At 47.9% G+C, this 24880-nt stretch carries 19 protein-coding genes; 7 read left to right on the top strand and 12 right to left on the bottom strand.

The features are described from left to right. Positions 1–77: 77 nt before the first annotated feature. From ADIS_RS09260 to ADIS_RS09305, 10 genes are all read right to left on the bottom strand, one after another. Complete coding sequence (locus ADIS_RS09260; protein ID WP_010854199.1) at positions 78–1790, bottom strand: DEAD/DEAH box helicase; 1713 nt, start codon at positions 1788–1790, stop codon at positions 78–80. Positions 1791–2266: 476 nt separating this feature from the next. Further along, on the bottom strand, positions 2267–3553 hold the full coding sequence (locus tag ADIS_RS09265; RefSeq protein WP_010854200.1) for a citrate synthase: 1287 nt from the start codon (positions 3551–3553) through the stop codon (positions 2267–2269). Positions 3554–3854: 301 nt separating this feature from the next. Next, the gene (locus ADIS_RS09270) at positions 3855–4274 is read right to left on the bottom strand and encodes a BrxA/BrxB family bacilliredoxin (RefSeq protein WP_010854201.1); all 420 of its coding nucleotides are present in this window, start codon (positions 4272–4274) and stop codon (positions 3855–3857) included. A 14-nt stretch (positions 4275–4288) separates the two neighbouring features. Next, positions 4289–4621, bottom strand: a complete 333-nt coding sequence (locus tag ADIS_RS09275) for a DUF59 domain-containing protein (protein WP_010854202.1) — start codon at positions 4619–4621, stop codon at positions 4289–4291. 16 nt (positions 4622–4637) lie between these two features. Further along, positions 4638–5072, bottom strand: coding sequence for a SufE family protein (locus tag ADIS_RS09280; RefSeq protein ID WP_010854203.1), 435 nt, complete (start codon positions 5070–5072; stop codon positions 4638–4640). Next, positions 5073–6293, bottom strand: coding sequence for a cysteine desulfurase (locus ADIS_RS09285; RefSeq protein ID WP_010854204.1), 1221 nt, complete (start codon positions 6291–6293; stop codon positions 5073–5075). 4 nt (positions 6294–6297) lie between these two features. After that, positions 6298–7605: a Fe-S cluster assembly protein SufD gene (sufD, locus tag ADIS_RS09290; protein ID WP_010854205.1), complete on the bottom strand. Its 1308-nt coding sequence runs from the start codon at positions 7603–7605 to the stop codon at positions 6298–6300. 211 nt (positions 7606–7816) lie between these two features. Next, positions 7817–8578 (bottom strand): Fe-S cluster assembly ATPase SufC, encoded by a 762-nt coding sequence (gene sufC / locus ADIS_RS09295; protein ID WP_010854206.1) that lies wholly within the window; start codon positions 8576–8578, stop codon positions 7817–7819. Between the two features lie 18 nt (positions 8579–8596). Further along, positions 8597–10042, bottom strand: a complete 1446-nt coding sequence (gene sufB / locus ADIS_RS09300; RefSeq protein WP_010854207.1) for a Fe-S cluster assembly protein SufB — start codon at positions 10040–10042, stop codon at positions 8597–8599. A gap of 257 nt (positions 10043–10299) precedes the next feature. Further along, entirely contained in the window at positions 10300–10773 is a 474-nt protein-coding gene (locus ADIS_RS09305; RefSeq protein WP_010854208.1) for an Lrp/AsnC ligand binding domain-containing protein, read from the bottom strand. Positions 10774–11170: 397 nt separating this feature from the next. Here ADIS_RS09305 and ADIS_RS09310 point away from each other — a divergent pair, with 397 nt between their 5' ends. Beyond that, positions 11171–13519: a PSD1 and planctomycete cytochrome C domain-containing protein gene (locus ADIS_RS09310; protein WP_081634901.1), complete on the top strand. Its 2349-nt coding sequence runs from the start codon at positions 11171–11173 to the stop codon at positions 13517–13519. 121 nt (positions 13520–13640) lie between these two features. On the opposite strand, the gene ADIS_RS09315 is transcribed toward ADIS_RS09310, so the two are convergent. Together ADIS_RS09315 and ADIS_RS09320 are read right to left on the bottom strand one after the other, a co-directional pair. Further along, positions 13641–14777 carry an endo-1,4-beta-xylanase gene (locus ADIS_RS09315; protein WP_010854210.1) on the bottom strand — a complete coding sequence of 379 codons (1137 nt, stop codon included), beginning with the start codon at positions 14775–14777 and terminating at the stop codon, positions 13641–13643. A gap of 11 nt (positions 14778–14788) precedes the next feature. Next, a complete protein-coding gene (locus ADIS_RS09320) occupies positions 14789–15814 on the bottom strand; it encodes a LacI family DNA-binding transcriptional regulator (RefSeq protein ID WP_010854211.1) in 1026 nt (341 codons plus the stop codon). 154 nt (positions 15815–15968) lie between these two features. On the opposite strand from ADIS_RS09320, the gene ADIS_RS09325 reads away from it, so the two are divergent. From ADIS_RS09325 to ADIS_RS09350, 6 genes are all read left to right on the top strand, one after another. Continuing rightward, on the top strand, positions 15969–17219 hold the full coding sequence (locus ADIS_RS09325; protein ID WP_081634903.1) for a DUF6807 domain-containing protein: 1251 nt from the start codon (positions 15969–15971) through the stop codon (positions 17217–17219). Between the two features lie 40 nt (positions 17220–17259). Beyond that, positions 17260–18099, top strand: coding sequence for a ThuA domain-containing protein (locus ADIS_RS09330; RefSeq protein ID WP_010854213.1), 840 nt, complete (start codon positions 17260–17262; stop codon positions 18097–18099). 37 nt (positions 18100–18136) lie between these two features. Next, positions 18137–19558, top strand: coding sequence for a Gfo/Idh/MocA family protein (locus ADIS_RS09335; protein WP_010854214.1), 1422 nt, complete (start codon positions 18137–18139; stop codon positions 19556–19558). A 173-nt stretch (positions 19559–19731) separates the two neighbouring features. Continuing rightward, a complete protein-coding gene (gene uxuA, locus ADIS_RS09340) occupies positions 19732–20892 on the top strand; it encodes a mannonate dehydratase (protein ID WP_010854215.1) in 1161 nt (386 codons plus the stop codon). 264 nt (positions 20893–21156) lie between these two features. Continuing rightward, the gene (locus tag ADIS_RS09345) at positions 21157–23046 is read left to right on the top strand and encodes an aldolase/citrate lyase/malate synthase family protein (protein WP_010854216.1); all 1890 of its coding nucleotides are present in this window, start codon (positions 21157–21159) and stop codon (positions 23044–23046) included. A gap of 26 nt (positions 23047–23072) precedes the next feature. Next, on the top strand, positions 23073–24758 hold the full coding sequence (locus ADIS_RS09350; RefSeq protein ID WP_010854217.1) for an L-lactate permease: 1686 nt from the start codon (positions 23073–23075) through the stop codon (positions 24756–24758). The last annotated feature ends 122 nt before the right edge of the window (positions 24759–24880 follow it).

Here is a 24880-nt window from a genome sequence, read left to right on the forward strand (position 1 = left end):
GAGGACAGATAGGGAACTAATCCCTATCTTCCTACTCGATTATTCAACAGCGGGGCAGCAATCCCTTATTGTTCCGATCATCCTTTTGAGATCTCAAAGTTTACCGGTTTTCCCTTGATGGTATTGCTGTTCATCACGCTGATCACGTGGTTTACATCTTTTTTCGGAACGTCTACAAAGGAGAAGTTCTCAAATATGTCTATACCGCCAATGCTTCTTCCGGGCACGCCGGTTTCGCCAGCTATGGCACCCACGATGTCATTCGGACGGATACGGTCTTTCTTGCCCAAGTTAAGGAATAACCTGGCCATGTTCGGTTCTCTTTCTTTTTTGCCTTTTGGGCCTCGATCACCACGGTCTCCCCGCTCGGTGCGTCCTTTCCGGTCGGAACGTTCGAACCGGGATTCCCTTCCGTCCCTTCGACCTCTTCCATCTCCTTTATCCTTTCGGCCTATATCGAGGCTGAAGTTTACCTCGTTCAGCTCTTTAACGGCGGATCTCATCTGCATCTTTACAAGGCCAAGCGCGACCTCGTCCAGCGTCAATCCCTCCTCCAACATCTTCTCAATAGTTGCCGAATAAACGCTGTTGTCTTCTTCTTTGGCAACCTTGCGTTTGACATCCAGTACGAGTTGATCTTTCTTCATCTCCAGCATTTCGGCTGCAGAGGGAGGAGTCATCTTTTGGATGGATGTTTTGATAAAGCGCTCCAGGTCTCCGATTCTTCCCAGATCCCTTCGGCCTGTTACAAAGTTGATGGCAGTTCCGGATTTTCCCGCCCTACCGGTACGGCCTATACGGTGTACGTAGTTTTCTTCGTCGAGGGGTAGGTCGTAGTTGAATACAGCCTCCACGTTATCCACGTCTATACCCCTGGCGGCTACGTCAGTGGCTACGAGTACACTGCAATGTCCTTTACGGAACTTGTTCATTACTTTGGTACGCTGAGCCTGCGAAAGGTCACCATGCAGTGCCTCCGCCTGGATGCCACGGGCGATCAATTCCTCGGTTACCTCATCGGTAGCCCGCTTGGTATTGCAGAAAATCAGACTTAGATTGAACTGATTTACATGGATCAACCGGGTGATCAGATCCATTTTCAAAGGACTCTTTACTTCGTAGTAGTGCTGGGCGATGTTTTCTACGGTCAGCTCTTTACGTACCACCTTGACAATCTTCGGATCTTGTTGATACTTCTTGGTAAGATCCATTATGGGTTTTGCCATGGTTGCCGAGAAAAAAACGGTCTGTCTTTCGTCGGGCATGGTCTTTAGAATGGTCTCGATGTCGTCCCTGAATCCCATGTCCAGCATCTCGTCCGCCTCATCCAATACGACGATGCCAACTTGCCTAAGGTCCAAGGTTCCTCGGTCAAGATGATCCATGATACGCCCGGGTGTGCCCACTACCACCTGTACACCCTTTTTGAGCGCACGGATCTGACGGTCAATCGGATCTCCACCGTAGATACAGGTAGAGGAAAGACGTCGCTTGTATTTGGCGAGCTTGTTGATTTCACCCTCCACCTGAACGGCCAGTTCACGCGTGGGGCATAAGATCAGCGCCTGTGGCTTGTTGCTGTCCACATCCACCATATCAATGATAGGTATGGCGAAGGAAGCCGTTTTTCCTGTTCCGGTCTGGGCCTGACCGATCACATCGTGACCTTCCAGCAACAAGGGGATGGTTTGGGCTTGGATGGGGGAAGGTTGGGTAAAGCCCATATCTTCCACTGCACTCAAGATCTCTTCCGAGACCCCGAGGTCTGAAAATAATAATTGTTGTTCCATGATGTTTCCTTACTTCTCTGAGCTACGGTTTTCCAAATCCCACTAACTAGCAACAGTAAGGAAACCCACAGCGATGGAGAAAAATTGTGAATAATTGAAGTGCAAAGGTATGGATAATTATTTGGAAATAAAACTATCTACCTGCAAAAAAGAAACTTTATGCAATGGTTCAGCTAATTATCGGTGAAAATATTCGGAAAAGTAAAGGAGGATGTCCGAAAAGTCGGCTTACCTGCTTGTAAGGTGGCAAGCTTCATCCGCCTACGAAGTGAAACAAGTTAAGAGCGTAGCATTGAAATACTATCAGAGAAAGTGAAGGACGTCAGTCTTGAAATCTTTTCTGTCCTGCCTTCAAGACAAGGATTTTTCGATTTTAAAAACCAAATCGGCAACATCTCCAGGCTTTTTCCGGATATCCGGAAAGCTCGCCGCATAAAAAAGGCTGCCCTTTTCGGACAGCCTCTTTTTACTAGGTCTTATCTTTCAGAAATCGGTACAAATGGTCGTTGGGTCGGCCCAACATACACCTGACGCGGCCTGCCTATGGGCTCGCCATTTTCTCTCATTTCCTTCCATTGGGCTATCCAGCCCGGAAGTCGGCCCAGCGCAAACATAACGGTAAACATGTCGGTGGGAATACCCAAAGCACGATAGATGATACCGGAGTAAAAATCTACGTTGGGATAAAGTTTTCTGTCTACGAAATACTGGTCTTTCAATGCGGCCTCTTCGAGTTCCTTGGCAATGTTCAGTACGGGATCGTCTATACCCAGCTTGGCCAATACCTCATCGGCAGCTTTTTTGATGATTTTTGCCCTTGGGTCGAAGTTTTTGTATACCCTGTGTCCAAAACCCATCAGTCGGAAGGGATCGTTTTTATCCTTGGCTTTTTCCAGGTATTTTTTGGAATCACCACCATCGGCTTTTATTGCTTCCAACATTTCGATTACAGATTGGTTGGCACCTCCGTGCAAGGGTCCCCAGAGAGCGTTGATACCGGCAGAAATAGAGGCATAGATGCTAGCCTGGGAAGAACCCACTACACGTACCGTAGAGGTCGAGCAGTTTTGCTCGTGATCGGCATGGAGGATAAGCAACTTATCCAGTGCTTTGGAGATGACGGGATCCGCCTCGTATTTTGCCGCAGGCAGCGCAAACATCATCTTGAGGAAATTGCTGCAGTAGTCCAGTTCATTGTCTGGATAATTTACCGGATGGCCGACTTTGTTTTTGAAAGCCCATGCGGCAAAGGTAGGCATCTTTGCCATCAGCCTTACGATGCTCAGTTCGATTTCCTCCTGCGTATTGTTTGGATCGAGGGAATTGGGATAAAAGGCAGTCAGCGAACAAATCAATGAGGACAATACACCCATTGGGTGTGCTACAGAGGGAAATCCATCGAGGATCTTTTTGATATCCTCGTGTACCAAGGTATGGGTAGTAATACGTTGCGAGAAGCGTTCGTATTGTGTCTTACTGGGTAGTTCTCCATTGATCAATAAGTAGGAGACCTCCAAAAAATTCGATTTTTCTGCTAATTCCTCTATATCGTAACCCCTATATCGCAGGATCCCCTGTTCACCGTCCAGAAACGTGATGGCACTTTGGGTAGAACCGGTGTTTTTAAACCCGGGATCCAATGTAATCAGTCCCGATTGGCCTCTCAGCTTAGCGATATCTATGGCCTCTTCGTTTTCTGATCCTGTGATTACCGGTAGTTCAAATTCTTTACCTTTGAAGGACAACTTAGCAATTTCAGACATATGGTTTTCGTTAATCTATTTTTGATATTAGCTCTAATTAAATCCTGATTTGAAATTTGGCGTCAAGTTAATAAAAACAGCGCAATTTTTTTGCAAAAATTACATTATGGGCAGCGTTGGCATTGGTTTTTTGGCCATTCATTAATCGACAAACTTTTCTTTTGAAACGGCATGTGCCCCTGCTTGGTTTAAATTAAAAGCAAAAAAATTAGCCTGATAAACAGCTTGGTATACAAACGAGAGAAATTTCTATCACGGCGTTAACGCATCAAAAAACAAATAGCCCCGGAGGGCTATTTGTTTAGTCGCAGAAATGCTCGAAAACTTCTACAAGGTGATCGCCGATCATCTTTGCATTGCGGCCTTCGATGTGGTGCCGCTCGATGAAATGAACCAGCTCGCCATCCTTGAACAGTGCCATGGCCGGGGACGACGGGGGATAGGGGAGTACATACTCACGTACTTTCGCCACCGCATCCCGGTCATTTCCCGCAAACACTGTAGCCAACTTGGTAGGTTTTTTTGATGCTTGGTTGAGTGCATACCGCACACCGGGCCTTGCGGCACCAGCGGCACAGCCGCACACCGAATTGACGACAATAAGGGTCGTGCCCTCATGGGATTTCAGGTGGTTATCCACATCATCTGCGGTTCGAAACTCCTCAAAACCGGCATCGGTAAGTTCTGCACGCATGGGTGCTATCAATTGTTCTGGATACATAATGCAACGTTGTTTTATAGAAAGCCTAGTTCAAGTTTTGCCACTTCGGACATCATATCCTGCGAGTAGGGAGGATCAAAGGTGAGTTCCACCTCTACATTGGAGACACCTTCGATTTCCTGCACCCGCTGCTTCACCTCAGAGGGAATGGATTCCGCAGAAGGACAGTTAGGAGAGGTAAGGGTCATTAGAATATATACATTGTTTACAGGGTAAACGGTGATTTCGTAAATCAGCCCCAGTTCATACACATCCACCGGGATTTCGGGATCGTACACCAATTTGATTGCGTTGACGACTTTTTGCTTCATTTCGGCGGTTTCGCCGGTATTTACAGTGGTTTCCATGGTGTCGAATGGGTTATTAGGAAGTCTTTAGTTTCGACTGGTAGGCCAGTGCATATAGTTTCATTTGCTTGATCATGGACGCCAGCCCGTTTGAACGTTGAGACCCGATGATATCTCCCATGCCGATTTTATCAATAAAATAAAGATCAGCCTGTAGTATCTCCTCTGGCGTCCGTCCGGACAAAACACGTATCAAAAGACCGATGAGTCCTTTGGTGATATCCGTGTTGGAGTCTGCATGGAACAGAATCCGGTTATTTGTCATCTCGGTCACAAGCCAAACCTTCGATTGGCATCCTTTGATCAGGTTGTCATCTATTCGGTGTTCATCTGGGAATTGGGGCAACTTGTCTCCGAGTTCCATGATATAAAATATGGTGGACTCCCGATCATTGCCCAAAATGCTGAACTCCTCGATGATCTCTTCCTGTACCTGATTTATGTCAGCCATTTAGTTTTTTCTTTTTGCAATTCGCTCCAGACTTTCGGCCAGCCGGTCGATTTCTGACTTCGTGTTGTAAACAGAAAAGGAAGCCCTGACGGTTCCTTCCAGTCCCAGTCTTTTCATCAGGGGCTGTGTGCAATGATGGCCTGTGCGAACGGCAATGCCCGAAGCATCCAACATCATGCCCACGTCAAAAGGATGCACCCGATTGATAAGAAAACTCAATACACTAACCCTGTTTCGTGCGGTGCCTACCGGAATGAAGCCTTTAATCTCAGAAAGTCGCGAAATCGCATAGCGCAATAGATGGTCTTCCTGTTTTTTAATGGCTGCCTTGCCAACTTCATCGATAAACCGAAGTGCTTGTCGAAAGGCGATCACATCTCCAATGTTGGGTGTTCCGGCTTCAAACTTAAAAGGGATCTCGTTGTAGGTTGTCCCCGCAAAATCCACTTCTTTGATCATTTCTCCGCCACCTTGGTAGGGCGGCATGATCTCCAAAAGTTCACGTCTTCCGTAGAGAACCCCTACACCGGTAGGTCCATATAGCTTGTGTGCCGAAAACGCCAGAAAATCACAGTCCAGCTCTTTTACATCCACTTCCAGATGGGAGGTGGACTGGGCGCCGTCCAGCAATACTTTTGCCCCTACCGCATGTGCCTTGGCAATGATCTCCTCTACCGGATTGATGGTGCCAAGGGCGTTTGATACGTGCACTACGGATACCAGCTTGGTCTTCTCAGAAAGCACCTCATCCAATCGATCCATGTCCAGTTCTCCCGAGTCAAGTACGGGAATAACCCGCAAAGTAGCTCCCTTTTCCTGACAAAGAAGTTGCCAAGGAACAATATTGGAGTGGTGTTCCAGGCCGGATACAAGTATCTCGTCCCCGGACTGTATGAACTTTCGGCCAAAGGTAGCGGCAACAAGATTGATGCTCTCAGTCGTTCCTTTGGTAAATATAATTTCTTCTGCCTCCCGGGCCCCAATAAATCGTTGCACGGCCTTACGGGTTTCCTCGAAGTAGTCGGTCGCGCGGGCGGCAAGGGTATGCGCTCCCCGATGGATGTTGGCGTTGTCCTTCTCGTAATAACCGGTGAGCGCGCGGATGACCGTATCCGGCTTCTGGGTTGTGGCCGCGTTGTCCAGATAGACAAGTTGTTTCCCATTTACTTCTTGATGAAGTATAGGAAACCTATTACGAAGTTGTTCAATGTCAAAATCCATCAGGTCATACGGAGTAGTTGCTTCCGAGCCGTTCTTGGATAAGGTTGACACAGTATTCCCTGAAATCATCGTTTTTGATATGGTCTAGTACCTCACCTGCAAATGCATAAAGTAGCAATGCTTTGCCCGCCTCCTTGGATATACCACGGGCCCGGAGGTAAAACAGTGCCTCTTCATCCAGTTGTCCGGTCGTACATCCATGCGAACACTTGACATCATCAGCCCAAATCTCCAACTGAGGTTTGGTATTGATCACAGCATCTTCTGAAAGAAGGATGTTGTTGTTTTGCTGAAACGCATTGGTTTTCTGGGCGTCCTGGCGCACAAATATCTTTCCGTTAAATACCCCTCTTGAACGATCGGCCAAAATGCCCTTATACAGTTCGTTTGATTCGGCGTGAGGCTTGGTGTGATCCACATTGGTGTGGTTGTCCACATGGGTAGTTCCGTTGAGAAGATACAGCCCGTACATGTTACCGACCGTATTGGAATCCAACAGGTTTAGGGTAAGGTTGTTTCGGATCAATAGGCCTTGCAGGGAAACAACAAGTGATGTGAAGGTGGCATCTTTGGTAATATTCACCTCCGTATTGTTTACTTCAATGGTTTGCTTGCTCTCGTCCTGCAGTTTATAATGATGTACATGGGAGTTCTGCCCCACGGCCACTTCCATTACCCCGTTGACCAAAACTGGACTTTCGTCCAGATTTACCATTCGCTCAATGACAGTGACCTCTGAATGCACTCCTGTGCGCAAAAATAGCCGGGGATGGACCGTCTGACCGGTGGAGGAGGAAGAAATCAGGTGTAATACCAGAATCGGTTTGGAAACTCGGGTGTTTGCCGGAATGTCCACATATAGTCCATCACGAAAGGCCATCTGATTTAATGCAACGAAAGGATCCTTCGAGGGTTTAGCGATCGTGCCCAATTCCTGCGGCATTACCCCATCGGAAAAAAGGCTTGTGGTAAACTCGTCTTTCGGGTTGGAACTTAGTTCGGCAGACCAACTTCCATTGTTGAACACCAAAAGGTGGGCATCCAAGTTGGGTATAAGATGTCTGCGTACCAAATCATGATCGAGATGAGCTGACGGGGAAGCGTGACCGACGTTTTCAATTGTCGACTCAATACGCTTCGTTATAGGAGTGAACTTGTACTCCTCGCTTTTGGCAGCAGGGAATCCGTCCTTTTGGATAAAGCCGGCTCCCTGAATGGCCATTTCAGCCCAAGGTGCAGCTGGTTTATGACTATAAAAAGCCTCCAAAAACGCGGAGGCAAGTGTATCATTTTGTTTGACTATGGCTGTCATTTGCATTGGTTTTCAGATGAAGTCGAGCCCGCCAAGATCAGGCGAATTTGACGAAATCGTCACGCAGTTGAATACTTTTTTTTTCAGAATCTAACCGGAGCGAATTGGCGATTTCCAATTTCCATTACGTTCAGGTATGCGTCTAATCACCAGACCGAACCCGCTGTGATTTGTTATGTACGTGCCAATCGAACCCAATTGGGAGAAGTTCCTACGCGATGGTGCCCGCTACTTCCTCCTTGATCCAGTCATATCCCTTTTCTTCCAGTTCCAGCGCCAACTCTTTGCCTCCCGACTTTACGATTCTTCCCTTGTACAATACGTGAACGAAATCGGGTACGATGTAATCAAGAAGCCGCTGATAATGGGTTACGACGATGGTAGCATTTTCTTTAGATTTCAGTTGGTTAACACCGTTCGATACGACTTTGAGTGCATCAATATCCAACCCGGAGTCTGTTTCATCCAAAATAGAAAGAGTAGGCTCCAATATGGCCATTTGGAAGATCTCATTCCGCTTTTTTTCTCCTCCCGAAAAACCTTCGTTGAGTGAGCGGCTTAGCAGTTTCTGATCAATTTCTACGAGCTTCATTTTCTCCTTCATCAGGGAGAGGAACTTAACGGCGTCCAGTGGCTCCTGCCCACGATATTCCCTTACCTGGTTTACCGCGGTGCGAAGGAAGTTGGTGGAGCTCACTCCAGGGATTTCGACAGGATACTGAAAAGCCAGGAAAACCCCTTCGCGTGCGCGGTCTTCAGGGCTAAGTTCCAATAGATCCTTCCCTTTGAAAATAACTTCACCTTCTGTTACTTCATATTCTTCCCTGCCGGCCAGTACCGATGCAAGGGTTGATTTTCCGGATCCGTTTGGCCCCATGATGGCGTGTACTTCTCCGGGATTGATTTCTAAATTAATACCCTGTAATATAGGGGTGCCATCAATTGAGGCATGAAGATTTCGTATGCTTAGCATGGTCGGTTTTAGTTTATATTATCCTACACTTCCCTCTAGGGTAAGCGCCAATAATTTTTGAGCTTCCACGGCAAACTCCATGGGAAGTTGGTTCAATACTTCCTTGGCGTACCCGTTTACAATCAGTGCAACGGCATCCTCCGTAGCTATCCCTCGTTGATTGCAATAAAATATCTGATCTTCGCCAATCTTGGAAGTAGTGGCCTCATGCTCAACTTTGGCACTGGAATTGGCAATATCAATGTATGGAAAGGTATGGGCACCGCAATGGGATCCCATCAACAGGGAGTCACACTGGGAAAAATTCCTTGCATTTACCGCACGTTTCATCACTTGTACCTGTCCACGGTAGGAGTTTTGGGAGTGACCTGCAGAGATGCCCTTGGATACGATCCTGGATCGGGTATTTTTGCCAATATGTATCATTTTGGTTCCCGTGTCGGCTTGTTGGTAATTGTTGGTTACCGCTACGGAGTAAAATTCACCCACACTGTGATCCCCTTTTAGAATACATGAGGGATACTTCCAGGTAACAGCTGACCCGGTTTCAACCTGTGTCCAAGAAATTTTGGAATGATCACCCGCACAGATACCACGTTTAGTGACAAAATTGTAAATACCTCCCTTGCCTTCTTTGTCGCCGGGATACCAGTTTTGCACGGTGGAATATTTTACTTCGGCATTTTTTTCAGCGTAGATCTCCACCACAGCTGCGTGTAGTTGGTTTTCGTCTCTTTGGGGCGCGGTACATCCTTCCAGATAGGAGACATACGAATCCTCTTCGGCTACGATAAGGGTACGCTCAAATTGACCGGTATTGGCGGCATTGATACGGAAATAGGTGGAAAGTTCCATAGGACATCGAACGCCCTTTGGGATGTAACAGAATGACCCGTCGGAAAAGACAGCAGAATTAAGGGCTGCGTAGTAATTATCGGTGATGGGAACTACCGACCCTAGGTATTTTTTCACCAGTTCAGGATGTTCCTGAACGGCCTCGCTAAATGAACAGAAAACAATTCCTAGCTTGGACAGCGTATCTTTGAATGTGGTGCCTACGGAAACCGAATCCAGTACGGCGTCTACGGCAATTCCCTGAAGTCGCTTCTGTTCGTTTAGGGAAATGCCCAATCGCTCATATATCTTCAATAATTCGGGATCTATCTCATCGAGTGACTTGGCTTTTTTTGCCTGCTTTGGAGCGGAATAATATTTCAGTTTTTGTAAGTCAACCTTAGGATAATCTACGTTCGCCCAGGAAGGCTCCGTCATCGTCTCCCAATGTCTAAAAGCTTTCAGCCTCCAATCGAGCAACCACTGAGGCTCTTCTTTCTTTGCAGAAATCCAACGGATAATGTCTTCATTCAGCCCTACAGGAGCCTCGTCGGCTTCGTAGTTGACGGACCAGCCGTGCTCGTATTCTTTCGAGGTGAATTCTTCTAATATTTCGTTATCTTTAGCCATTTGCTGAGTTATTTAGACTAATTATATTCAACCGGACAAATATACAACGAATATCTAATTTATATTGTTCATTGTACGGCTTATTTAGCTCAACAAAATGATTTTTCGTTAACTAATATACTGAATTACATTGGTTTATAATTTTCGATGCCTATGTGAAGGTGATATCTGTCTATTTGAAAAGGATAAATAAAACAATAAATAACGCAAAATGTAATTTATTTAGATTTAATCTAAATAATTAACTTTAGGATGGTTTAGGTCGACGGATCAAATAGCTGAATAGGACGGTTAATACTTTCCTCCAAAACAATCAGCGTTTCCGTACGGTCTATCCCTTCCACTTGCTGAATCTTGTTGAGGACGTCCCGAAGGTGGTTGGTGTCTTTGCAGATGATCTTGGCAAATATGCTGTAGTTACCGGTGGTGTAGTAAGCGTGTATAACCTCGGCTATTTCTTTGAGTCGTTCGATTACGTTGTCATAGAGGGAGCTTTTTTCCAAGTAAATGCCCAAAAAAGCCGAGATATCATAACCCAATTTGGAAAAGTCTATGTTTAAGGTGGCACTTTTTACAATGCCCATGTCTTCCAATTTCCTCATTCTGACGTGTACGGTTCCGGAAGAAACAAAAACCTTTTTTGCGATTTCAGTATACGGTGTTTTCGCATCTTCATTGAGTAATGAGATGATTTTTAGGTCTATATTGTCAATGTCTAAAATTTTATCCATTTTTTTGAGGGTTCTTTGTCGGTTTCAAAATAAAGATGCGGTTAAATTACTGATTTGTCAAAATAAACGCAATCTTTTTTTCTATCGCTAATACTTTAGGTAAAATTTTCTGAATTTTTGATTCTGGGTTCCTGTTATTTTTGGGTTTTATGAATGCTCGAGTTTCAACCTATTTTTCGAAAAATTCAGAATGTTCCCCTTTTTTTCCGAGCAATCTTTGAGAGCTACCGCTGGTGGAAGATCCCGCGATTAAAGTGGTTTTGAATCCGGATTTTCGTAGATTTTTGGTCTTTTAACCTGAGGATGTGAGCCAAGTAGTTCGATTTTTTTGAGGTTACGTATCGCTTTATTATATTGTAGTGCGAATAATCCGAAATTTACCTATACGATAATTACCATGCCATTCTCGCCGTGCTTTCGACCTTTGGGACGAAGTTTATTTGTTTACCTCTTTACTGCTGTTTTTGGTTTCATAAACTTCGCCTGTGACAACCCACAGAGAGACGTCAGTTTGTCTGGTGACGGCGTGCTAAGTTACAATTTCCACGTAAGGCCCATTCTTTCTGACAAGTGTTTTGCCTGTCACGGGCCGGATTCTAAGAAACGGGAGGCAGGCTTGAGGTTGGATACGCCGGAAGGTGCCTATGCAGCACTTAAAGATAGACCTTCCGCACATGCAATCGTGCCCGGAAAGCCCGCAAGTTCTGAGGCGATAGCGAGGATTTTTTCTTCTGATCCCGGTGAATTGATGCCTCCGCCCGAGTCCAATCTTTCGCTGACCGAATCTGAGAAGGACTTGTTGCTTCGCTGGGTAAAACAAGGGGCTGCCTACGAGCCTCACTGGGCGTTCGTAGTGCCCCAAAAAGCAGATGTACCCGTAGATCGAAAAGACCAGTGGTCGAGGAATGAGATTGACCGGTTTCTATGGAGAAGCATGAAGCATCAAGGCCTCAAACCAAACGAGCAGGCAGAAATTCCTTTTTTACTGAAGCGTGTGGCACTGGATCTGACCGGATTGCCACTATCAAGTGACGCACTTATTAAGTACACCGGTATGTCTGTGGATCAGGCGATGGATCAGCTGGTCGATTCCTTGCTCATGACCCCTGCTTTTGCAGAGCGGATGGCGGGTTTTTGGTTGGATGTTTCCAGGTATTCCGATTCCTTCGGGTACCAGAACGATAATTATAGAACCCAATGGCCTTACCGGGATTGGGTTATACATGCCTTTCGCAAAAATATGCCATACGATGAGTTTATCACTTGGCAATTGGCAGGTGACCTGCTGCCTAATCCCACCAAGGAACATATTTTAGCGACTGGATTTAACCGTAACCATAAGTACACCGAGGAAGAAGGCGTGATAGATGAGGAGTATCGGGTAGAGTATGTGGTGGATAAGACCAACACCTTTTCGAAGGCCATACTTGGCCTTACGATGGAATGTGCGCAATGCCATGACCACAAATACGATCCTGTTTCCCAAGAGGATTACTTTAGCCTGTACGCGTTTTTCAACAACACTCCTGAAAAAGGGTTCGAAGGCGGAGCTGGCTCCGCAGTGCGGTCCAAAACCCCACTAATGACCATTGAACCAAAGGATTTGGAAGGTATCTTAAGCTTCATCAATCATAAAGACACCACATCGGTTGTGGTTTCTGTAATGGAAGAGTTTCGGGATACCCTGCGAACCACCTACGTGCTTGCCCGAGGTGCCTACGATGCACCTACCGATCAGGTAGTTACGCCCAGAACCCCGACTTCGGTGTTGGCATTTGATGAAAACCGCTTCAAAACCAACCGCTTGGGGCTGGCCGAATGGACCTTTTCGGAGGAAAACCCTCTGACAGCCCGTGTGTTTGTCAATTTGATCTGGCAGGAGCTTTTTGGGAAGGGGATTGTGGCTTCCTCCGGGGATTTTGGTCTGCAGGGTGACCTCCCTTCGCATCCCGAGCTGCTAGACTGGCTGGCAGTGGATTTTAGGGAAAACGGATGGGATATCCGTTACCTCCTAAAAAAGATCATGCAATCGGCTGCCTACAGACAATCCGGAAAGGTATCTAAGGAATTACTGGAGAAAGATCCGGACAACGTATATCTGGCCAGGTTTCCACGCCTGCGACTTCCCGCCGAACATATACGGGATTTTGTGCTCGAAAGCAGTGGTTTGCTCGTACATGAGCTGGGAGGTCCAAGCGTAAAGCCCTATCAGCCGGAAGGGCTTTGGGAGGCCTCCTCCTCAGGCAGGGGTGAACTGGCCGTTTACCGTATGGATTCTGGTGATAAGCTGTATAGGCGGGGAATGTACACTTTTATTAAATTGACCTTACCTCCACCCGCCCTCCTGATTTTTGACGGTAGCAACCGCGATTTATGTCAAATCAAGCGAAACAGGACAAACACGCCATTACAGGCCTTGGCCTTAATGAATGACCCTATGGTATTGGAAGCGGCCCGTGTATTGGGAGCCAGGCTCGCGAAAGCCCACTCCTCACCGGAAAATGCCATTCAGGAAGCCTATCGGCGTATTTTGGGCAGAGAGCCGAAGCAGCAGGAGCGGCAACTTATGCTTGACTTCTTCCATGATGAATATGACCGCTTCCAAGAGGATCCACAGCGGGCTGAACGGATAGTCCGAGTAGGCAAGTTTCCTCTTGAGCCATCAAACGATCCGTTGGCAGATGCGGCTATGATGCAGGTCATCGTCGCGATTTATAATTTGGAAGAGGCCACCACCAAGACCTAATAGCCTGTTAACAGGTATATTGGGGTCAGATTGTCGTCCAATCAGCGCATCTAGACCAACGCTCCATTCTCGTTTGAATCCATTGCCATGTTGGCAGGAAGTTGGAAAGAAGACTTGTTTATTAGAGGTTGGGAAGATGATAGATACGCTGTAGTATATCCTCTTTGGGGTTTCCTTCCCGGTCGAAAAGCAGTGGATAATTGGTTCTCCGTCGAATAGGCCAGTTGTTTAACCAGCTGTTGGCGTCGGTTACCCCCCAGAACGTGACCCGGTGGATTTTGTCCCGCTCTTCGTAAAAAACCCGAAATATATCCACGTAGCGGTCTGCCAGTTGTTGGTGCACTTCTGCCGGCAAGCCCTCTGGGTAGGGGTTGTATTTTTTGTCCTCGTCAAAGCGCACATCAATATCCGCACCTGGTCTGTCTTGTGGCCGGGGAAGAACCTCGACGTCAAGTTCTGTGACCATCACCTTGAAGCCTGCGTCGTGGATGGCGTGAATGGATGCCCGGATCTGTTCCACATCAGGTACGGCCAGGCTATAGTGTCCCTGCATACCTATTCCATCTACCCGAACGCCCTTGCTCCGCAACTCCTGACAAAGTCTGATAGCCGCGTCCCGTTTTTCCGGTTTCCACAGATTATAATCATTATAATAGAGTTCGGCGTTTGGATCTGCCTTTTCTGCTGCTTGAAATGCCAAATGGATGTAATCTGTACCCGCGAGGTTAAACCAATCAGACTGCCGGTAGCTGCCATCTTCATTGATCGCTTCATTGAGTACGTCCCAAGCATGAACCCGTCCGGCGTAACGGCCCACTACCTGTTCAATATGACGCATCATTTTTTGGAGGAGTGCATCTTTGGATATAAGTTGGCCTTCGGATCCTTCAAAGACAGAACGGGGTATCTGCTGATGCCATACCAGTGTGTGCCCCACGATGAAAGCATTTAGTTCCTCTCCTAAGGCAACAAACGCATCGGCAGGCTCCCAGTTAAATTTCTCGTCCTCTGGGTGGATATGTACCCATTTCATGTGGTTTTCGGCGGTGATCGTATTAAAGTGCTGCCGTATGATTGGTAGCGCAATGCTGTCACGTTTTTCAATCTGTCTCAAATTTAGGGCTGTGCCGACCAGAAAGTCATCCCTGAACACGTCTTTCAAAGATTCATGGTCTGGTGTCTTTGGAGCATTGCAGGCGAAGGCAATCAGGAGTAGGAGATAGGAAAAACAACTGGAAACTATAGGTTTGATGAGCATAGTTTTTATGGTTATTGGCGTTTTGAGGATTCCCGTACGATTAGCTGCGATTCGAGTACCGTCATTTTCGGTGGATTTTGGTCGGTGCCAATCGATGGCTTCAAGCGGGAGAAGAGGAGCTCCATGGCAGTTTGTCCCATCTGGAAGCCCGGATAGCTGATGGTGGTTAGGTTCGGTTCTACCATGCGGGAAATCATGTCGTTATTGAAACCTACCAATGCGATATCATCCGGAACGCGGATTTGACGTTGCTTGAGTGCAGCGAGACAGGCAGAAGCACAGTTGTCATTTGAGACCAGCAGTCCATCGGGCATGGGTTTCATTTTGATCAGTTGGGATACCACCTTTTCCCCTGCTTCTTCACTCAAATCGGAAACAATAATGTCTGAACGCCTTAGAGGTATCCCGTTTTCTGTCAATGCTCTGCGATATCCCGCAAGGCGGTCAGCATATACATTGATTTCCAGCCTTCCAAGTACATGCACAATCCGTTTGCATCCCTGCTCGATAAGGTGAGAGGTTGCTTGATGGGTTGCTGCGACATTGTCAATGACTACGCCGGATATTTCTGGTTGCTTTGGCACCCTGTCAAAAAAAACAAGAGGGATTTCCTTTTTTAAAAAGGGGCGAAAATGCTCTATCTGCTCGGTATTGCCGGCCAGTGACACGATCAGTCCATCTACACGGCTGTTGAACATGGTCTTGGCGTTGGCCACTTCCTTGTCCATGGATTCCAGTGACTGGCTAATGACCAGGTTATAGCCGGCTTCATTGGCAACCTTCTCCATGCCCGAAAGCGCGGAAGACTGAAAGGGACTGTTTAGCCTGGGGACAATCACGCCGATGGTGTGCGTGTTTTTTCGTCGAAGGTTGGTGGCAAAGATATTGGATTGGTAGCCGAGTTTCTGAGCTGAGTCAAATATTCTTTTTTTCGTCTTTTCTTTTACCCGGGGATGGTTGCTTAACGCCCGGCTTACCGTTGTGGGAGAGACGCCGATATCTTCCGCTATGTCATAAATAGTAATATCTTTTTTCATCGATTTGACTAGTATCCGAACTTTAAAACAGAAATATAGGCAATGAATCTTTGGAATGAAACCGATTGCATAATTTTTTTAAATTATATTGTATCGAAGCAAATATATCTCTATGTTTACGTTCGTTATAATTTACCGTGTTAAATATCCCAAAATGATTCGAACTTTGCTTTCCGGAGTTTTTTGTAGCCTGGTTTTGCTTTCCAGTCACGGGCTTTTTGCCCAGCGGATTGCCACGTTGTCTTATGAGTTGGATGAGGATCCGGTTTTTGCCTTTCCGCTATCGGTAAATTTGGATGGGATCACGCATTTGGCCGATTCTCTAATCGAGTTGGTGGAAATCAACGCTGGCGTACCATCATCTATTGCCTATCAGATTCACGAGGATTCCGGGCGAACCCTCCATTGGATGGTGGCACCTGGTGGGGGAACTAAACGAACCTTTGAGATTCGGCACCGCAGGGGTGAAGCAGTGGCCAGTTCCCTTCAGGTGGCGATGGATGACCGGGCGATTTACGTGCGCTCCAGGGGAAGGGACCTGTGGCAATACAACCATGCCGTGAATTACCCGCCCGAAGGGGTGGATCCTGCCTACGCAAGGAGTGGTTTTGTGCATCCCATGTGGTCGCCCACTGGCAAAGCCCTGACAAGGATTCAACCTCCCGACCATTATCACCATTACGGACTTTGGAATCCGTGGACACGGGCGGAGTTCCGTGGACAGACAATAGATTTCTGGAATTTGGCAGATCGGCAGGGAACCGTCCGCTTCGCCAACACCATTGCTAGGCTTCAGGGGCCGGTTTTTGCGGGCTATCAGGTATTGCATGAGCATGTGGTGCTAAAGGATCAGCCAGAGCCTGTAGTTGCCATGGTTGAGAAGCAGGGGACGCGTATTTTCGCAATGGATACCAATTCCGACCTATATCTGGCGGATATCTCCATTTCCCTCAATTCGGCAACTGATGATCCTGTCGTTTTGAAAGAGTATCGTTACGGTAGTTTGGGATGGAGGACGACCGAAAAGTGGGACCGATATAACAGCGAGGTCATCACTTCCGAAGGAAAAAGCAGGAAAGACGCAGATGGAACACTCGCTACCTGGTGTATTGTCCAAGGGGAGATTGATGACGATTATGCCTCGGTGATCATGATGTCTTCACCTACCAATTATAACCACCCGGAGCCTTTGCGGATATGGCCTGAAAATCAGTATGACAGAGGCGATATGTATGCCAATTTTGCTCCCACAAAAAATATGGACTGGATTATCGCGCCGGGCAAGGCATACGAATTGAATTACCGGTTTCTCGTTTCTTCCAAAAAGCTTTCCGCAGAGCAGGCCGAGAAGGCATGGCGGAATTTCGCCTATCCTCCCAAACCCACCATTCAGATCCATCCTTAAAAAACCGACTAGTTACATCTAACGTTGTTATCGCGTCTTTATGAATCAAATCAAAACCCTATTGCTGACCTTGTCCCTGCTAGTGTGGGGGGCACTCGGATCTTATGCCGACGATACGTTGAAAGGAAAAAAAGTGTTGGTGTATACCAAAAATGGAGAAGGGTTTGTGCACGATAATATACCCTACGCAGTGGAAAGCGTGAAGCGCTTGGGAAAAGCCCACGGTTTTGATGTAGAGGTTTCCGATGATCCCGTTATTTTCACAGAAGGTTATTTGAAGGACGTAGACTTTATGGTCTTCACCAGTACAAATAACGAGGTGTTTGATACCGACGAGCAGCGCTTGGCCTTTAGAAGGTACATGCAGGCAGGCGGTGGATTGGTCGGCATCCACTCGGTAGTAGGTACAGAGCGTAAGTGGGAGTGGTTCAAAATGATGATCGGAGGCCGGTTTGTATGGCATCCGAGGTTTCAGCGGTTTCGAATCAATAAGCTGGATCATGCCCATCCCTCCATGGAGGGAGTTCCCAATGTGTGGGAAAAAGAAGACGAGTGTTACCTGATGCACGAGCTTTATCCCGGTATACGGGTGATCATGGCGCATGACTTGGAGTCGTTGAATAAAGATCAGGAGGAGCGTGTGCGCGAGTTGGCGGGAAATTTCGGAAGATATTATCCTGCTGTATGGCACCAGGACTTTGATGGAGGCGTGGTATGGGTGACCGCTTTGGGACATCATATCAAGGATTACGAGGATCCTGATTTTGTCAATCACCTGTACCAAGGCATGAAATACGTAGCGGGAAAAATTGATAAGCGGGATTACAGCAAATCCTACGCTACCGATCGGGATACTCCGGTACGTTTTCTCAATAACTAGAAAAATATAGACAATAACTAAATAACCATACAAATCGATGAAGGAAAACAGTAATAACAAGCTTTCGAGGAGGGGTTTTATGAAATCAGGAACGAAAGGAGCATTGGCTGCCACACTGGCGGTGACAGGCTTTCCCACGATCGTGCCTGCCTCCGTTTTCGGTAAAAACGCCCCCAGTAACAAAATACAGATAGGCCAAATTGGGTTTGGTCGGATAGGAATGACGCATGATCTTCCGGAGACCATGAAAAATGAGATAGCCAGGGTAGTTGCTGTGGCAGATGTCGATAGCAAGCGTGGTGAGATGGGTAAGCAATGGATCGAAAAGCAATACGCCGAACGATACAACAAGCCCAATTACGTAGACGTGCAGGTATATGGAGATTATAAAGAGATGCTCCTAAGAAAGGACATCGATGCCGTCATCATCAGTACGCCGGATCATTGGCACGCGCAGCCGGCCATGGAGGCCGCCTTGTTGGGCAAAGACATTTATATGCAAAAGCCTACATCCCTAACCATTTCAGAAGGAAGGGTGATGAGCGATACCATTCATCGAACAGGAGCCATATTCCAGATCGGAAGCCAGCAACGTTCCGTGAATCCTTGGCCCCAGTTCAAAAGAGCCTGTGAGTTGGTGCGCAATGGAAGAATAGGGGAGATACAGCGTATTCTGGTTGGATTGCCAGGGGATCCTGCCGGAGGTAATCCCAAGGAGATGCCCATCCCCTCCAATCTGAATTACGATATGTGGCTGGGGTCTACTCCCATGGTGCCCTACACGTTGGATCGGGTGCATTCCCAGACCAACCTAAATGACCGTCCCGGATGGCTGAGATGTGAACAGTTTGGAGCCGGCATGATTACCGGATGGGGGGCACACCATCTGGATATTGCCCACTGGGGCATGGGAACCGAATATACCGGTCCGATTGAAATCGAGGCCAACGCCAGCTTCCCTACCGAGGGACTGTGGGATGTGCACGGCGATTTTGAGGTATCCGCAAAATACGCAAATGGTGTTACCATGCTGGTAAGTGGTGCGTACCCCAATGGGGTGCGGTTTGAAGGAACCGAGGGATGGATATTTGTGGCAAGAGGAAATGTGGGCGTCACCGCCTCGGATCCGGTGCCCGGAGGCAAGCCGAGTGAAGCTTTTAAGGCCAGCGATCCGAAAATCCTGACTTCCGTAATCGGGCCGAACGAAATACACCTGTATGAAAGTGAGGAGCACCATAAAAACTGGCTGGACTGTATCGTAAGCCGACAGCAGACGATTACGCCCGCTGAAGTGGCCCAGCGTTCCAATAGTGCCTGTCTCCTTTCCCACATTGCTATGAAGCTGCCCCGCAAACTGTACTGGGATCCGGTTAGGGAACGTTTCAAGAATGACGATGAGGCAAATTCTATGTTGGCAAGGCCACAGCGTTACCCTTATGGGGTGGATTATGTCATTTAATTTGCCCTAACGCTATGCTTAGGGATGATTCATAGATCTCTTGATCGCGATAAAACAAGGCATTAATTACCATGGTTTTACAAGTAGGATGTCTTTGGGATACCTTCTTGGGTTATAAAATCATGGTTTTTTTATACAAGTCAGTTTAATACATAACCTATAAAATTCCTAAAATGAGTGCTTTAGTGGAGACCTGGCGTTGGTTTGGTCCCAATGATCCAGTTAGCCTATCGGATATTCGTCAGGCAGGTGCCAAGGGAGTGGTTTCTGCCTTACACCACCTTCCCCACGGGGAGGTTTGGACAGTTGAGGAGATCCGGGAGAGGAAGGAACTCATAGAACAGGCTGGTTTGGAATGGCTGGTGGTGGAAAGTGTTCCGGTCCATGAGGCAATTAAAACCCGCCGGTCTGACTGTGCCATTTACTTGGAAAACTACCGTGCCTCTTTACGTAACCTTGCATCCTGTGGGCTTCGGCTGGTATGCTATAATTTCATGCCGGTGCTGGATTGGACTCGAACAGATCTGGCCATTTCGCTTCCAAATGGGGCAAAGGCCCTGTATTTTGACTGGAGAGATCTCGCCGTATTCGACTTGTACGAGTTGAAGCGAGAGGGAGCCGAGAAGGATTATTCTCCGCAGGTATTGGAGCAGGTTCAGGAGCGTTTATCCTCCATGTCGCCTAAACGGAAAGCAGAGCTTTCTGATATCGTGCTGATGGGTGTGCCTACCGAAAAAGGCATCTCCCTGGAAGAGCTCAGGCATAGTATTGACCTCTATGCGCAGATTGGGAAGCAGGGGCTTCGGGACAACTGGGTGCATTTTATGCAATCCATCGGCGAGGTATGCCAAGAGGAGGGTATCACGATGACCATGCACCCGGATGATCCTCCCTACGCTATTTTGGGTCTTCCCCGAATCGTGTCGAATGTAGAAGACCTTGAGTTCCTGATTTCGGCCGTTCCCGAATCCTACAACGCAATTTGTTTCTGTACCGGTTCGCTTGGAGCTGGTCCATTCAATAATCTCCCTGCCATGTTGGATAGAATTGGAGACCGTGTAGCGTTCGTGCACTTGAGAAATGTGCGCAAAGATGCAATGGGGAATTTTTACGAATCAGACCATTTGGACGGCGACGTGGACATGGTGGCTGTCATGGAAAAGTTGCTGCGCATCAACAGCCGCAGAAGCACACCCATTCCCTTCAGGCCCGACCACGGCCACCAAATGCTGGATGATTTGGACAAGGTCACCAATCCAGGCTATTCCGCTATTGGTAGACTGAAAGGGCTGGCGGAGCTAAGGGGTCTGATGCTCGGATTGTCCCACTCCTGATTGATACCAAAAGAAGCAAGTTGCCAGCACGTGCAGCTTGCTTTTTTACCTTCTACCTTTCCGCCTACTCGTTCGGAGATTTCTTCCGAGGCCTTCCGCCTTGTTTTCTTTCTATGGCGGAATTCGCTTTTTTTTTGGTATAGCCCTAATAAAGACGCTTTGCCTTGTTTAATTGAATCCGAAAAACGGGGTTACTGTCTTTCAAAACGGGAATAAAATCGTAATTTAATCGCCACAACTAAACCTAAAATACAATCTGTTTTCATGAGCAATCCCAAGAAAATCATTATCAGAGATCAATTGGCGGAAATCTATCCAGATGTTTACACCAGAGAGTCCTTGGCAGCCCTGGATTTTATGACTCCTTTTAATAAGGAAATAAAGGCGCTGATGGGCAAACGACTGGAGCGAAGGTATAGGCGGGCGCAAGCAGGAGAGCGGATCGGTTTTTTGAAGGACGATGATTTTATTGGAGGCACTTCTATCCGCGTATCGGATGCCCGTGCCGGAAATTTTGAAGGGGGAGTGGTTCCTGCTGATCTTCAGCGGCAGTGGATACAGGGTACAGGCCCTGGCGCTAAGCCCGGGGCAGCAGTGGAGAGCAGCATCCGAAATGTAGCCTATGCACTTCTTTCAGGGGCTGATGGGTGGATGTTTGATGGGGAGGATGCCTTAGGTCAAACGGGTTCTATGTCCTTGGACAATCAACGAAACCTCAAACTTGCGATACATCTGGATCCCCTATTTCTGAAAGTGGCAGAGCAGGTGGCTGCCCAAATGAATACCTGGTCGCAGGCGTTTTTTGGCGAACCGAAGATCAAAGACTGGAGAAGCCAATTGGCGTTTACCACCAAGATATTCCGCGCCCGTGGCCTGCATTTGGATGACCGACACATCCGCGAAGTAGATGGGAGCTCATTTGCCGCATCCATTGCGGATCTGACCCTGTATGTAACAAATAACCATCGAAAACTACGCGAATCAGGTGCCTCAATCGTATTGTACCTGCCCAAAATACAGACTGCGGAGGAAGCGGCTTTGTGGAACCGTATGATTACAGCGTTGGAGGGCTATTTAGAGTTGGATGAGGGAACCGTGAAGGTGTATGTTTTGGTAGAACAGCTTGAGGCTACCTACCAACTCATGGAGATCCGCGCTGCGCTAGGGAAGCATTTTGTGGGTTATAACACCGGAAGGTGGGATTATATCAACAGCGTCTCAGACGCGATGGCCTGGGATCCCGACTTTGTAAACCCGAATATAGAGTCGGTGGGCATGACCTATGGCTACATGCGAAACTACGAAGACAGGGTCAGACGGGCCGTAAATACGCCGGATCGAAATGGCAACTTTGCCCTGTGGCAGGGAGGGATGGAACCCAACATCCCCGTGGGCTCTGAAGAAGGGGTTGCTTCCAGTATGGAGAAAGCTGTATCCGGTGCACAGCGCGAACAGCGGGAAGGAGCCAGTGGGAAATGGGTAGCACACTGGAAGATGGTTCATATCGTAAGGCCCGTCTGGGAGCAGGTGGGTGAACCAAACCAAATGGGACGAAGCTTTCCCCCGCTTACCTACACGCAAGTGGATGCAGATGGACTTATTCTGCTGGAGCCAGCTCCCCGAACCATTCGGGGCGCCAGAAATCTAATCAGCGTAGCCGTACAATATGGCAATGCATTTGGCCAGGGCATGCAAGCCGCGGCATTGAAGCCGTCCGATTTTTTTGGAAACGAAGATGTGCTGTACTTGATGGAGGATATGGCAACGGGAGAGATCCGTCTGAGCATTCTTTGGGAGTGGGTGCATAAGCAAGCCAAGCTTACCGAAGATGATCCCGAGACAGACCTTAAAGCTGGTACGGTTTTCAGCCTCGAACTTTTTTATCAGCTGCTCGCCGAGGAATACGCAAAGTTGCTCGATGCGGGCGATAAGGACGTCCATAATGCTTCCAAAACAACCACTCTTCCCATTGCGCGGGAGATCGCAGAGGTCTATGTAGCCTCTCCCCAAAAGATACCCTGGTTCATCGATCTTCTGAACATCAACTTGAACAACCTGGACCTCCCTTTGGCAAAGCAGCGTATCCGGTTTTACCTGGACACCCTTCGCTCAAAGCATGAGCGGGTTACCGAAAATTTGGATTTTCAGGTCTAATCAATTTGTTGGCAAATCAAGAAGCTATGTCGTTGACCGGGTTATTTTTGCTTTCTGCTATGCCCATTCTCGTGGCGGCTGTTATGTTGGTAGGGTTCAGGGTATCCGCCCGTAAGACCATGCCGGTCACTTTCTTTATGACCGCTTCCATAGCAGTTTTGGTATGGGAAATGTCCTGGCTTAACCTGATAGCTTCTGCGATACAGAGTCTTTTTATCACATTTGATATTCTCTACATCGTCTTTGCCGCAATTCTTCTGCTTAATTTTCTCAAGTACTCCGGTGGAGTGGAGGCGATTCGGTCTGGTTTTGCGGGCATCAGTTCGGACAGGCGGGTGCAGGTGATACTGATTGTTTGGTTGTTTGGTTCGTTTATAGAGGGTGCGGCGGGTTTTGGCACTCCTGCAGCCATCGTAGCTCCTTTACTGGTGGCCTTGGGTTTTCCTGCTTTGGCGGCGGTTATCCTTGGTATGATGGTTCAAAGCACTGCGGTTACCTTTGGTGCCGTGGGCACTCCGATTCTTGTGGGTATTCGGGGCGGCCTTCAGAGTGAGGTAATAGACGGTAAGTTGGCCGCCTTGGGCTTTTCTTTTTCCGATTTGATCCAGGAGGTAACCATAAAGGCCGCCCTAGCGCATGGTTTGGTAGGGACCATCATGCCATTTTTGATGGTACTTATGTTAACCCGCTTTTTCGGTAAAAACAGGTCGTGGCGGGAGGGATTTGAGATGTTGCCTTTTGCCCTGTTTGGTGGCTTGGCCTTTACCGTTCCCTATGTCCTTACCGGTGTTTTCTTAGGCCCCGAGTTTCCTTCACTGCTAGGCTCCTTGGTGGGAATGGGGGTGGTGGTTTTTGCTGCCCGAAAGCGTTTTCTAGTACCCTCTCGGGAATGGCAAATGGAGAAGAGGGAAGATTGGCCCAGCGAGTGGATGGGTACGCTCCGTTTTGGGCTGGCCCAAGAGGAAAGGTCCTTGTCACTCGTTAAGGCGTGGTTTCCCTATATTCTGCTAGCAGGTTTACTGGTATTGAGTCGGTTGCCCCAATTGCCCTTGAAGGCTTTCCTTACTTCGATTTCTGTCAGCTGGAATGAAATACTAGGTACCGGTATCTCAGCCAGCAGTACACCACTTTACCTCCCGGGGTCTATCATCCTTGTGGTTTGTTTGGCAACATTTTTCTTACATGGTATGAAGAGGAAGCAGGCGTATTCGGCCTGGAAGGAGAGTTCGGGTATGATTCTAAGGGCTGGATCGGTATTGCTGTTTGCCGTTGCCATGGTGAGGGTGTATATCAATTCCGGCCAAAACGAGATTGAGCTGGCCTCTATGCCCATCGTGATGGCCGAGTGGGTAGCCATGAAGGTAGGGGGTATTTATCCCTTGTTCTCCCCGTTGATCGGTGCGCTCGGTGCTTTTATAGCGGGCAGCAATACAGTCAGTAACCTGATGTTTAGCCTATTTCAGTACGGGGTGGCAGAGAGACTGGCAATGCCCCCAACTTGGATTTTGGCGCTTCAGGCGGTGGGTGCTGCCGCCGGAAACATGGTTGCCATCCACAATGTGGTGGCAGCGTCGGCTACGGTAGGCCTGCTTGGCAGGGAGGGGATGGTATTGAGGAAGACGTTTTTCCCCACGCTCTATTACCTCACGGTCACGGGATTGATTGGGCTTATTGCCATGATGGTGGGAGCTTCCGATTTTATGTCTCCCTAGTGGGGTTAGCAAATGGTAAGGTGATTTGCAGCTGTCAATAGATCGAAAGCTCACCGATTTAGCCTAATCGGAACATTGCTTAGTATTGGACTAGCCATGATCAGCGGTTTGGTTTATACCTA

The sequence above is a fragment of the Lunatimonas lonarensis genome (assembly GCF_000390185.1).
In the GTDB taxonomy this organism is placed as follows: Bacteria; Bacteroidota; Bacteroidia; order Cytophagales; family Cyclobacteriaceae; genus Lunatimonas; species Lunatimonas lonarensis.